General features: G+C 67.4%; 6 protein-coding genes and 1 pseudogene. 4 read left to right on the top strand and 3 right to left on the bottom strand.

The features are described from left to right. The gene (locus G4D85_RS23070) at positions 1-2,181 is read right to left on the bottom strand and encodes a hypothetical protein (RefSeq protein WP_164015492.1); all 2,181 of its coding nucleotides are present in this window, start codon (positions 2,179-2,181) and stop codon (positions 1-3) included. 68 nt (positions 2,182-2,249) lie between these two features. After that, positions 2,250-2,870, bottom strand: a complete 621-nt coding sequence (locus G4D85_RS23065) for a DedA family protein (RefSeq protein ID WP_164015490.1) — start codon at positions 2,868-2,870, stop codon at positions 2,250-2,252. A gap of 543 nt (positions 2,871-3,413) precedes the next feature. On the opposite strand from G4D85_RS23065, the gene G4D85_RS23060 reads away from it, so the two are divergent. Continuing rightward, positions 3,414-3,641, top strand: a complete 228-nt coding sequence (locus G4D85_RS23060) for a hypothetical protein (RefSeq protein WP_205525666.1) — start codon at positions 3,414-3,416, stop codon at positions 3,639-3,641. Between the two features lie 172 nt (positions 3,642-3,813). On the opposite strand, the gene mscL is transcribed toward G4D85_RS23060, so the two are convergent. Continuing rightward, positions 3,814-4,227 (bottom strand): large conductance mechanosensitive channel protein MscL, encoded by a 414-nt coding sequence (mscL, locus tag G4D85_RS23055; RefSeq protein WP_164015485.1) that lies wholly within the window; start codon positions 4,225-4,227, stop codon positions 3,814-3,816. 573 nt (positions 4,228-4,800) lie between these two features. Between mscL and G4D85_RS50785 the strand changes: the two are divergent. The 3 genes and pseudogenes from G4D85_RS50785 to G4D85_RS23045 all read left to right on the top strand — a co-directional run. Continuing rightward, positions 4,801-5,352: pseudogene (locus tag G4D85_RS50785) on the top strand (MopE-related protein); the annotation flags it as partial. A 153-nt stretch (positions 5,353-5,505) separates the two neighbouring features. Continuing rightward, positions 5,506-6,225: a ricin-type beta-trefoil lectin domain protein gene (locus tag G4D85_RS49570; protein ID WP_240359445.1), complete on the top strand. Its 720-nt coding sequence runs from the start codon at positions 5,506-5,508 to the stop codon at positions 6,223-6,225. A gap of 147 nt (positions 6,226-6,372) precedes the next feature. Next, positions 6,373-13,197, top strand: a complete 6,825-nt coding sequence (locus G4D85_RS23045; protein WP_205525665.1) for an RHS repeat-associated core domain-containing protein — start codon at positions 6,373-6,375, stop codon at positions 13,195-13,197. Positions 13,198-13,200: the final 3 nt, after the last annotated feature.

Here is a 13,200-nt window from a genome sequence, read left to right as displayed (position 1 = left end):
TCAGGGCGACTCGCGCCGCGCCCCACCCGCGCCACCGTGCCGCTGGGGCCAGCCGAGCGTCTCCGCGCTCCCGTCCACTGTGTAGGACTCCAGCAGCCACGCGCCGTCGCGCTCCGCCAGGACGTACAGCCGGTTCTCCACGAAGGCCGAGCCCGCCACGCGCGGGCGGCCCGGCAGCGGGCACATGCCCAGCCGCTCTCCCCGGACGAAGAGCTGGTACCAGACGCGGGGCCCGTCCTCCTGCTCCGCGGCCGCCAGCACTCCCACCGCCCCGCCCCGCACCAGCGTCGCGTCGTGCAGCGCGCCGGGCAGCTCCAGGTCCGGCAGCGCGTCCACCTCCCAGGCGAGCTGCCCCGTGTCGGAGTCCACCGCGCGCAGCACCACGCGCTCCTCCTCGGGCGTGCAGGGCACTCCGTCCGTGCGCTCACACGCGCGCGCGAAGAGGTAGCCGGGTGTGCCCGCCACGGACAGCAGCGCCGGCTCCGCCAGCGGCACCCGCGTGCGAGTGCCAGCGTCCCAGTCCACCGTCACCACGGCGGCGCCGCCGTCCGTGCCGCCGTCTCCGCGCTCCGTGGGCACGAAGGCCCGGCCGCCCACCAGCAGCGTCCCGCCCGCCACCGCCAGCGACGCGCCCCCGTCCGGCACGCCGCCGTCCACCCACGAGGACAGCAGCAACGCCGTGCCGCCATCCTCCTCTGCCTCGGCGCGCGCCAGCCGTCCGTCCACCGAGTAGAGGAAGGCCTCGCCCGTCACGTCCAGGGCGAGCCGCGCCTCACCGGGCCACGACTCCACCGGCGACGCGCGCAGCAGCGTGCCCGCGTCACCACTCCCGGCCAGCCACACCAGCCGCGAGGCCTCCGGCTCCGGCAGGGGCACCGGGTCTCCGTCCACGCCGGCATCCGGCACGGCTCGCCAGTCCACGTACGCCAGCACGTCGCCCTCCACGGTGACGGCCACGCGCCCAGCGCCCGTCCCGCCACGCCACGTCCCCGCGTCCGAAGCGGGCGGCGTGCCCATGGCCTCCCACGTCGACTCCCACAGCCGCGCGCCATCCTCACGCGGGGCGTAGCCCTCCAGCCCTTCCGGGCCTAGCACCACCACGCCCGCGCCCGAGACAGCCAGCAGCGAGCGGGCGCCACCATCCGGGTAGGGCGACTCGAAGCGCACCAGCCCGCCGGCCGTGTACGAGACGAGCCGGCAGCCCGCATCACCGCCACACACCGAGGCGAAGAGCGCGCCGTCCTGGACGAGCAGCACGGGCGCGCCGGGCGCCTCCACCGGCTCGCCGTCCACCTGCCGCTCCCACTCGGGCTCGAGGTCCCCCGCGTCCGGGCGCTCGCACTCGCCCTCCTGGCACGTCCCCTCGCCCTGGCAGGCGGTGGCGGGGGCGCAGACGGTGCCATCCGGTGTGGGCACGCCGGTGCAGCGTCCGCTGACACAGACATTGGCCGTCTTGCAGTTCACCGGGCCGCAGGGGCTGAAGTCGTCGGCGTCCACCTCCGTGCAGCCCTCGTCGCGGTCGCACAGGCCCACCCTGCAGGGGTTGCTCGGCGCGGGGCACGCCACCTGCGACGTCACGCAGCCCTGCGTGGGAGAGCATGCGTCCACCGTGCACGGGTTGTTGTCATCACACGTGCGCGGGCGGCCCACGCAGACGCCCGACTCGCAGAGGCCGAGCTCCTCGCAGCGGCTGGCGGGAATGCAGCTGGCGCCGTCCTCGCGGGGCGTCTCCACGCACTCGCCGGACTCCACGTCGAAGCGCGAGTCACGGCACTGCGGGGCCGGACAGGGCTTGGACGGCACGCCGATGCCGGTGAGGCGCACGGACTCCGAGTCTCCGCCGCCCTCCAGCGTCAGCGTCCCCTCCGCGACGCCGTTGCCCGCGGTGAACACCACCTCCACCGTGGCCGTGCCGCTGCCCGGCACCGTCACTTCCGGCGTCGCCACGGAGAAGGGGGCGTTCGCGGACGCCGTCACGGTGATGCTGGCGCGGGCGGTGGCCAGCAGCGTCACCTGGCGGCGGGCCTGCTCGCCCTGCAGCACGCGGCCGAAGTCCACGGACTCCTCCTGGGGACGGAAGCCCTCGCGCGTGCCGCCCAGGCCCGGGTCGCCGCAGCGGCAGCCGCTGACGACCACGAGCGCCACGAGCAGGGGAGTCCAGATGCGGGCAGAAAAGGCCATGGCCCCGACTCAAGCGCGCCCGCCCGGGGCACGCAATCCCGGCCTTCCGCCGCGTCCTACCCCCGGACTCAGGGCTCGGGCGCGGGGGTGCGACGCCGGGCCAGCATGCGCACCACCACCGCCACCACGCCCACCCCGACCAGGCCCACCACCGCGTACTGGTAGCGGCTGACGAGCGAGGCCAGCCGCTCCAGGTTGCCGCCCACCGCCGCGCCCAGCGCCAGCACCAGCGCGGTGTGGGCCATGGCCGACAGTGTTCCCAGGAGCAGCGCGTTGAAGCGGGGCATGTTCGCGGCGCCCGCCGCGACGAAGATGAGCCCGCGGATGCCCGGTAGGAAACGGTTGGCCAGTAGCAGCCACGGCCCGTTGCGCCGCATCCTCGCCTGCACGAGCTCGAGCCGGGCGTGGGTGATGCCGAAGAAGCTCCACTCGGGGTGGGCGGCGAAGCGCCTCGCCAACCAGTGGCCCACCCAGTAGTTGATGGCCGCGCCCGCGACGCTGCCCGCCGTCACCACCAGGAAGACGAGCGGCCAGGGCTGCGTGCCACGCACCGCGTACACCCCTCCCAGCAGGGTGACGGTGTCCCCAGGGAAGGGCGGGACGATGTACTCCAGCGCCGCCGCGAGCCCGAGGACCAGCAGCCCCAGGGGCCCCAGCGAGGAGATGAGCTGGTCGATGTATTCCACCATCCGCGCGTGCGACCTCCGGCGACCCGACCCTGGGGCAGACTTAAGGCCGGGGGGCTCGGGGGGAAAGAGACATCCGCTCCGGCCTGCCGGAGGTGAACACCGTCAGGCGGGGGTGGGTGCGAGGGGCTCCAGCACGGACGTACACGCCCGGCCGCGCCTCCAGGGGAACAGTCTCGGCGACGCAGGAGACCGCCGAAAACGTCATCCAGAGCATCATGCAGGCCCCCACGAGAACCCAAATTGGGGGAAGACCGTCGATGTTCATGGCCCCGACCAGATGGGACTCCGCTTCAACAAGTCGACTGGCGAGTTCATTGGCTTCCTGGAGGAAATCCTTTGCGTCGCGATAGCGGAATGGAGTTGGACGCGCGAAAGCGGCCTGAGCTGTTTCGATGGAATGGTCCGCTTTCTGCTCAAGCACTGGAGGGGTGGGTCAGGAGCCACGGACCTGTTCCCGAGGAGTTATTGTCGTTCTGGACCTCGACGGGGGGAGGTGAGGTGTTCGAATCAGAGACCCTCCTCTCACCCCTGGGCGAGCCGGCCATGGGTGACGATATCGACAGCGTCACACGCGTGCATCGAGAGAAGGGCCTCTCCCAAGACTGGGTTGTGTTCCACGTCGGGCTCGGAATGTCCGCCTTCCGTGCGAGTGACGGGCGCTATGCATGGTTCGAAGGCCAGAGTGACGCACCGTCCCAGCTCTTCGACTCGCTGGATGACTGGTATCTCGGCACCCTGCGTGCCGAATACACCGGGCGCTATGGCCTCTGACGCCCCTGGTGCCGAGCTTCATGCCGGGTGAAGAGGCCAGGCCCACCGCGACGTGCGGCGCTGCAGCATCTCCGTGGCAAATCCACGACTGCACGATGCCCAAGGGCAGAGCCCTGGCCCTCGGCGAGCTCCCGCTGCGTCAGCCCGCTCGCGTAGAGCTCCGCGGCAACGTTCAGGCGGGTGTGGGTGCGAGGGGCTCCAGCACGGACGTACACGCCCGGCAGCGCCGCGCCTCCAGGGGGACAGTTTCCCGGCACTCCGGGCAGACCCGCGTCGAGGGCGGTGGCGGCGCCTCCTTGCGGCTCCACAGCGAGCCCACCTTCACCACCACGATGAACAGCACCAGGGCGATGATGATGAAGTCCAGCAGCGCGCCCAGCAGGTGGCCGAGGCGCAGCTGCAACGGCGTGACGGTGACGTTGCGCCAGTCCCCGCCGGGCAGCACCAGCCCCACCACCGGCATCACCAGGTCCGCCACCACCGCGTTGACGATGGAGGTGAACGCGTTGCCGATGACCACCGCCACCGCCAGGTCCACCACGTTGCCCTTCAGCGCGAACTGCTTGAACTCCGAGAGCACGGACATGGAAGAGCTCCACCAGGAGCCGCGTGCCCCCCGGCGACGGCCGGCGGCCCGACTCCACGCGGCGGCACCCTACCCGGCGCCTCGGAGCTGAAGCGCCAGCCCACCGGGGCGGATGTCACGTGGTGGTCAGGGCGTCGTGGGCCCTCGGACCGGGGGCGACCCTGAGAAAAGCCCCATCACGACATCCCGGGCTCCCTGGTGATTCTCCGCGTGCCGCTCGGCACCGGGTCACCCGCCTGCGCCGACACTGCGTGACAGGCGCCGCGTGCGCGCCGGAAGCAGCAGGAAAGGCGGATTCACGGCGTGTCTGAACCTGGACCCACGTCTCATTTCTCGGACGATGTCCAACGCAGCGCTCGCACATCCCGCCCCTTGCACCTGACGCCACAGCCAATGGCGCACCCGTTGCACATAGTCGGTTCGCCAACGCTCACGGGTACCTCCGACCCGTTCCTCCGCAGGGCTTGAAGAAGCCGTATTCCAGCCCATCAGCAGGCGTGATGCCCATTCGGTGCTGCCCGAAGACGGCACCGAAGCCACGAAACGCCTGCTGTGAACGACGCCGTGGAGGAAATGCAGCCAGTTGGCCACAGACGAAAGCGCTCCATGTCCTCAAAGAAAAACGTCCTGGTGCCAGGATGTGGCCGTATCCCTATCGCGTTGGTGCTGGCGCTCACAATGACCGCGTCCTGGGCTTTGGCGGCCAGCGAGTCTCTTGCCGGAAATGGTGGAGATGGAGGGACGGATTCCGGCGACACCTCACTCTGTCCGCTCAACGGCTGCGAGCCACCACCTGAAACCATCTGCGAACCGGAGATGTGTGACGGGTTCGATAACGACTGTGACGGTCTCATCGATGAAGGCGTCCTTCGCAACTATTACCGCGACTCTGACGGGGACGGCTACGGCGCAGGAGCCCCGATGGGTGCTGCCTGCACCGTGCCCGCCGGTCGGTCTCTCAACAACCAGGACTGCAATGATGGCAATGCAGCCGTAAAGCCCGGGGCGTGGAAGACATGCGGAATAGGCGCATGCGCCGACAGAGTCCAGGCTTGCGTCGACGGGGTGGAACGACCATGCAAACCTGGCCTCCCGACCGCCGAGCAGTGCGACCGCATCGACAACGACTGCGACGAGCAGGTCGATAACGTGCCTGCCCTTCATTGTGGCACGGGAGCCTGCGAGCGCACCGCTCCCACGTGTGCCAACCTCTGTTGGATGGAGGAGACGCAAGACGGCAAACCTCCAAGGCAGGTCTGCGAGTGGGGCGAGCACGGCGTGTGCAACCCAGGACTACCAACCGCAGAGGTCTGCAACAACAACATCGACGAGGACTGCACCGGCGCCGCAGACGACTCGACGAACCCCACGGCATGGGTCACCTTCTTCACGGACCGGGACTATGACGGTTACGGCTCCTCCAGCGAGCCACACCGCGCGTGTCGGAGGCCGGCGAACACCTCCGCCAGCGCAGGGGATTGCGACGACGCAGCTCCTGACGTGGCGCCGGGCACCCCCGACGTCTGTGACGGTCAGGACAATGACTGCAATGGGAGCATCGACGAGGCGGGGGTGTGCCGGGCAGCAGCCGTGTGCGCGGAGCGAGGCGCGGTGATGCTGCGCGGCGTCTCCAACAAGTGTCTCGACGCCGATGGGAACTATCAGGGGGCGGATGGCGTCCCCACGCAACTGTGGGACTGCCACGGCGAGGGCAACCAACGCTGGACGCTGCAGTCGGACGGCACCGTGCAGGACCCGGGTGGCAAGTGCCTGTCCGTGGACTGGCGCAACGGCATTGCCAACGGCACCCCGGTGGTCCTGGGGCAGTGCACCGGGACGTTGAACCAGAAGTGGCTGCGGCAGGCGGATGGAAGCCTGCGCGGTGCCACTGGCAGATGTCTCGATGCCTTCTGGAACGACAGTTGGCCCAACGGCACACGGACGGTGCTGTGGGATTGCAATGGCGGCCTCAATCAGAAGTGGACGGTAGTGCCATAGCAGCACGAGGCAGCCCCCGCTGTAGACGCGCGGGCCTGCGATTCATCTTCCTCTTCCATTCTCTGCTTGAGGTACACCTCAGTGACGCTTCGAAAGACTTCTCCACGTTCGGAAACGCGAGTGATCCGTCGCAAATGGGCTGCTGGCATGTTGACCCTGGTGTACTGGGTACAACTTGTGAGCTGCGGCCCCAATGGGGCAATGACCTACGATGAATCGATTCCGGTCGGAACGAGCTCGGGGCGTATCGTCGTCGCGCTCGACGCGAACACTCCCAAGCTGTCCGTACCTTCCGATACGCTGCTACCTTCGGCCCCCGCCGAAACCCTGGCGACAGGCACCACCCCCGTACATGCAGATGTGACGGCTGACGGCGCCGCCTCCGTGGTGCTACCCCTGTGGGTGCCGCCCGGGCGTGCGGGCATCCAGCCAAGCCTCTCCCTGTCCTACAATAGCCGGGCGGAGGACGGTTGGCTGGGCGTGGGGTTCCAGCTGGCTGGACTGTCTCAGATTGTGGGCTGCCCGCAGACGACCGCACAGGATGGCATTTATGCACGTCCCGCCGCGCCCCTGTGTCTGGACGGCATGCGACTGGTGCCCATAGCGGCGGACGAGTATCGCCTTGAGGTAGACTCCCATACTCGGGTGCGTTCGACTGCATCCAGCTTCGAAGTGAGCACACCGGACGGGCGGATCTCCACCTACGGAAAGGACGGAGCACGCGAAGACGCCGTCTGGCGTGCGCGTCTGTACCCGACCCAGGAGAATAAGGTTCTCGCCTGGCGACTCTCCAGCGTGCGCGACAGGTGGGGCAACCGGATGGATGTCTTCTACGAATCCGCCCCCCCTGAGGACGGACACGGTTCCTGGCACCGGCCTGAGCGCATTGAGTACACGCGCCATGCCGTGGAGGGTCCCCAGTCCGGAGGCCTGGCGGCTCGGCGCGCCGTGGGCTTCATCTATGAGGATCGCCCAGACACGTTCCTTGGATACCAGAAGGGCGCACGCCTCGGGCGCGCACACCGCCTCGCGCAGGTGGTCATGTCAGGTCCCACGGACGACACTGGAGCTTCGGGGGGGATCGTGCTGCGGAGCTACGATTTCACATACGTCAACATGAGCGTGAGCGGACGCAGCCTGCTGTCCTCTGTCCAGGAGTGTGACGGTGCCGGCATATGCAAGTCACCAGTGCGCTTTGACTGGCAGCTTGGCAGCTGGGACTTCGTCGACAAGCCGGTGACGGAGCTCCTCGACGCCCGGCCCGGCGTGGGAGTGCATGCCTTCGGACTCGGAGCCGGTCGCACCGGGCTATCGTTCTTCACCCACACCAGCCCCGCAGAGGACGCGTGCGACCCGGACCAGCCCGTGCCGTGCGAGTTCTGGCGCCGGTACTGGCACCGACTCCTCACCTTCAGGCCAGGAGGCACGTTCGAGAGCACCTATCACGTCAGCAGCGGCACCTCCATCTGGGATGAGGACCATCCCGGATGCCAGACGATGGATTGGGGTGACTATCACCCACAGGTCGTGGACTGGGATGGCCACGGAAAGTCGTCGCTGGCGGCACTGTCTTGCATTACATATGCAACTTCAGCTCAACCAACCGGATGGACCCACATGTTCATCGGGACCATCCGTGGCCTTCCCGACAGGCCTCGCAACATTGGGACCGTCTCCAAAATGGCCCTCTGGCTGGACATGGACGGGGACCGGAGGAACGACTTCGCATATAGCCTTCCTACGGCGAGCGACCAGCGTGAACTCCATCTTGACACGTCCGAACTGCACGTCATGGCAAAACCAGGCCTTGCCGAAACAAAGTTCGGTGCTCGCGTCGTCGATTTGTATGGCGATGGGAAGATGGCGGTTGTCGGCGAGGCGCTCCTACCTTCTTCAGGCGATGGGACGTCGCCTCTAGAGCCCCCCACCCTCTACGCATACCGGCATGAGCGCTGGTCCGTGTACAACGATAACAGGGCGCATACACTGGTGCCGGTGAAGACAAGCATTCAGCGGCCCTTCTGGAACACGCAGACGGACCTGAAACTGGCACTCCATCCGCATGAATTCTTCTTCGCTGACGTAAATGGGGACGGCCTCGGTGACGCAGTGTCCTTCGGGTACGACGATAAGGAGAACGCGACCCGCCTGGACTCCCAGGTCAATTCGGGCCTCAAGGAGAACGCGACCCAGGAGGGACGAGTGGTGGGGGAGAGTTCCTTCCTCCCTCCTCGAGTGCAGCACTTCACCGGGCTGAATCCGTACACGCAGGTGGGCAGTAGAATACGGAGTGGCGACTTCAACGAGGATGGGCGTCAGGATGTGCTGGTGGTGTCGCCAGGCTTGCCGGTGCGCGTCCTGCTGGCAGATGCGGAAGGCACGTTCTCTCGAGTGGAAGAACTGGCCGTACCCGCAGGCAGCGACCTGGCGTGGGTCCAGGTGGCGGATGTCGACAATGATGGACTGCTCGATGTGACGCACCGGCAGGGCAACCGGCTGCACGTAGCCTTCCGCAAGGACAGGCCCGACGTGCTGCGAGCGGTAAGGCCAGGCACTCAACTCCCGGACGCAGAGGGCAGGACGGGGCCGGAAATCAGCTTCACCTATGCATCGCTCGCGGACCCATCGGTCTACACCACACGCTTCACTGAGAGCTTCGCTCCCGGCATGTGGCACCTTCGGCGTGCCTCGGAGACGATGCACGTCGTCAAGCACCTCAATGATGCGATGTCGCAGCGCTCGTGGACCTACACGTACAAGGACGGCCGCGTGGACGTGCAGGGCCGAGGGTGGCTCGGCTTCGCGGAGCGCACCGCGACGGACACCCTGACGGGCGACACGACGACGACGCGCTACAACAACGGGCATCAGGACAAGGATGGAAGGGACAACGGCAATTACCTCGTTGGCCTGAATGCGGCGGGTACCCAGGGCCAGTCCTGGGCGGCCCAGGCGCATCGGCCCACCTATCAGCTAGAAACGGTGCAGGTGGGTAACGGCACCGTGCGCAGGCGGGAGTTGACTTGGACGTACCAGCAGACGTCCAGAACACCGGCCAACACCACCGAGCGCCCAGGCAGTTACCAGCAGTACGTGTCCAGCATGCACGAGGTGGTGACCGAGCAGCGGTCGAACAGTGAGGCGGTCACACTCTCGAACAAGGAGATGGGGCAGACGCGAGACGCGGACGGAATGGTCACGACCGCCTTCTCGCGACTCTTCACCGGCAACAAGGTGGAGGAGATTCGGAGAACGGTGGAACCACTCGCGGGCGATGGGCCCCTGTTCGACGTCACCACGTGGCTTCCCAGAGGCACCTGGGTGGCCCGGACCCACTGGGTGGAGTGCGTGCGCGCGTCGATGGGTCCATGCGACGGCGTGCCGCCCTCCGCTCCCTTGCAACAGGTATCCCGCGCGACATATGGCAGCCGCGGCGAAGTCACCAACACCGAGCTGATGCCGGACAGAATGGGCGAGGGGGGCGACGAGAAGACGTCAGCCTTCTACTTGAAAACCACGTACGAGCATGATGGGCGCGGACTGGTGACGCGCGTGGTGCGCACGGACGGCTTGGGGGTCACGCGTGACGAGTCGTACGTCTACGACGACTCCGAGGCCATCACCCTGCGCCACACCTACGACAGTATGGGCAACGGGGCGCGCTACGCCTTCGTTCCAGGTCTGGGGGTGCTCGCGGCGGTGGAGGATGCCAACGGGGTGTGGCAGCACATGCAGTACGACGGCTTTGGCCGCCCGCGCGGGGCGTCCACGGCTATCGGTGGCAGGCAGTCCGTGGAGTACGCCTGGGAAGAGCGGCTGCCGCTGGTTCGCACGTGGACACAGGGTGGCGGCGACAGCCTCGTCCGCTACGACGCCCGCGGACGCGTGGTGCAGCAGGAGGGCAGTGGCTTCGAAGGCGCGCGCATCTTCGTCGATACGACGTACGACGGGCTGGGGCGGGTGGAAACACAGTCGCTGCCTTGGAAGACCACGGAGATGCCGCGCTACGTCACCTTCCAGTATGACGGCCTCGACCGGCTCGTTCGGCAAACGCAGCCCGACGGAAGCGCCACCACCTACGGCTATCTGGCCACCCCTTCGGGCGTGCGCACGTCCGTGACAGACGCAGACAACCGTCGTCGCGAGCAGTTGACGGACACCCGTGGCCTGCTGGTGGAGAGCAACGAGGTGGCCGACGGCGGACGCCTCCTCACCACCCGCTACGAGTATGGCCCCTTCGGCCGGCTGTCAGCGACGATGGCGCCTGACGGCGCACGCCTCCTCCAGCGTCACGATGTGCTGGGCCGCACCGAGTGGACCTCGGACGAGTCCGCAGGCGAGCGCTTCCTGGCGTACAACGCCTTTGGTGAAGTGAAGTGGGAGGCGGAAGGAGCGTGGCGACCGCTGTCCCCGCCGTTGCCCGAGCCTCTCCCGACGGCGACGTTCGGCCTGCGGACGGTCTTCACGCGCGACGCAGTGGGGCGCGTCACCCAGCAAGTGGTGCGGGCCCCCCACCACATGGGCGATGCGTTCCTCGAGCGTGTCACCTTCCTTTGGGACACCGCGGACCTGGGCAACTCCGACAGCAAGGCACGGGGACTCCTTGGGGAGGCCCGACGCGAGATGACTCCCGAGGCATCCCAACCGGCACAGCCCGTGGTCGAGACGCGCTACACCTACGACGGACTGGGACGCCCGGCCACCACCACCCTGAGCGTGGGGACGGAGAGCTTCACCACTGAGCAGCGGTACGACACCCTGGGACGTCCCTCGCAGTTGCTGTACCCCGAGGTGCCGGGCCTGCCGCGCTTCGCGATCAATTACACGTATGCGTCCGAGGGTGGCGTGAAAGCGGTGCACAACGCCCACACCGGGGACGTGTACTGGACGGCGCTGGCCTACAACGGCGCTGGCCAGCTGACGAAGGAGCTCTTCGGCACCGGGGTGGAGCGGGTGCATCGCTATGACGGCCTGGGGCGACTGCGCTATCTCGACGCACGGCATGGAATGACGCCCGTGCAGCGCCTGGCCTATGAGTACTCACCCGGCGGCAATCTGACCGCGCGCCATGACGTGCTGGGCCCCAACCCCGCCTCCGAGTCCTTCACATATGACGCGCTCGACCGGCTCAAGCGCTGGGAGGTGGCACAGGGTACCTGCGGCACCTCCGCTGCCGTCGAGTACATCTATGACGACGCGGGCAACCTGAAGACGCGCACCACTGGCGGCCAGGTGTCGGCTTCGTACATTCCCACGTCCGTCGGCACCTTCCCTCGCAATGCTGTTGACTCAGCATCACTGGACGGCGCCAGCTTCCGCTACGACTACGACACGCGTGGCAACCAGGTGAGGGTGACGAGCGACCAGGGCGCGCTCGTGCGCGAAGCGAGCTATACGTCGTTCCACCTGCCCAAGACGCTCCATGAGACGAGCACGGGTCACACTTGGATCTACGCCTACGACGCGTTTGGCTCCCGCGTGCGTACGTCCGTGAATGGCGGTAGCGAGGACGTCGTCTCCGTCGGCAGCCTCTACCAGCGCCGCCGCCAGGGCGGCACGGTGACGCATCGCATGAGCGTCCAGGGCCCCACCGGCACCGTCGCAGAGGTGACGTTGGCGGCGAATGCCTCTGTCTCCCCTCTGTTCCTGCTCTCCGACAGATTGGGTAGCCCGGACACCGTGGTGAGTCAGGAGGGCACTCTCGTCGAGCGCATCAAGTACGAGCCCTTCGGCGAGCGACGAAGCGCGTCCAATTTGATGCAGCGTCCCAGTGGAGGGGCGGCTGTCCGCACGGGCTTCACAGGTCATGAAGAAGCAGCAGGAGGCCTCACCAACATGGGCGGCCGACTGTATGACGCGCGGCTGGCGCGCTTTCTGAGCCCGGACCCTGTGGTGGTGGACACCACTCGCAGCCAGGCCTTCCACCCCTACGCATACGTTCTCAACAACCCCCTGAAGTACACGGACCCGAGCGGACTGACGCCCGAAGGCGGCGGGCTGCCCGGAGTCAGCTTCCGCGACACCTATGACTACGGCGGCGGCTGGACGGCCCAGGTCTTCCCCGTCGGCCCGTCTCCGAACGATCCCCGACGCGACCCGCTCCTCGACGTCACCGCCGCTCCCCAGGCCCCGTCCTGGGCGGTGGATGACGGCACCCACCTGCCCAACCAGTACAAGGACGACTCCGGCAGCAGCGCCTCCCCCACACCGGGGCCGCAGCCTAGCCTCCTCGACACGGGGCTCATGCTCGGCGAGGCGCTCTGGCGAGCTTCGCCAGCTGGCCAAATGAACCGCGAGTACCTGACGAGCGAGACCTTCGCCAATGACCTGGGGAACGCCCTCCTTGGCGACAACTTCATCAACGGCGCGGCCTATTCGATAGGGAACTTCGAAGCAGGCGTGATGCAGAACGTCCCTGTCCATGGCTACAACTCGCATCGCATCATGCGGGGCCTGGGCCTGGGAGGCCTCCTGGACTTGTCGCAGCGGTTCCCCAGGACCCTCACGACCCTCTCGCTCGCGGCGAGCGTCTACGGAACTCGCGGTGTGGGGAACCCTGGCTCGCTGGGCCGCGCCGTCCTCTTTTCGGAAACCAAGGCGACCACGGCGGCTTCCGGTGTCAGCGCGGCAGCCGCAAAGGGCGTAAAGGTTGGCGGTGAGCCTTGGACTGCGCTAGAGCCAGGAGCGAAGGCGTGCCAATACGGATGCGAAGCTGTCGCAAGATCGATCCAAAAGGCGATTGGAGGCGAGATCAAGAACATCACCGGGCAGGCGCGTTGGCTCGGGCGCGTGCGTAACTCTGCTGGCGAGCTTGTAAATCCTGCGGGCAATTCGGCTCCCGGCTGGATTTTTCACAGGGCCGTATTCAAGGAGGGCCGGGTGTACGATGCGCTTACTGGCCCTCAGGGAATGTCGGCCTCAGCGTATAAACAGCTCTGGGAGTATGGCGATGCAATTAATTTCGGCTTCTGAGGG

Source organism: Pyxidicoccus trucidator (assembly GCF_010894435.1).
GTDB classification, from domain to species: domain Bacteria; phylum Myxococcota; class Myxococcia; order Myxococcales; family Myxococcaceae; genus Myxococcus; species Myxococcus trucidator.
The sequence above is the reverse complement of the archived record's forward strand: the minus strand, read 5'-3'. Positions and strand labels throughout refer to the sequence as shown.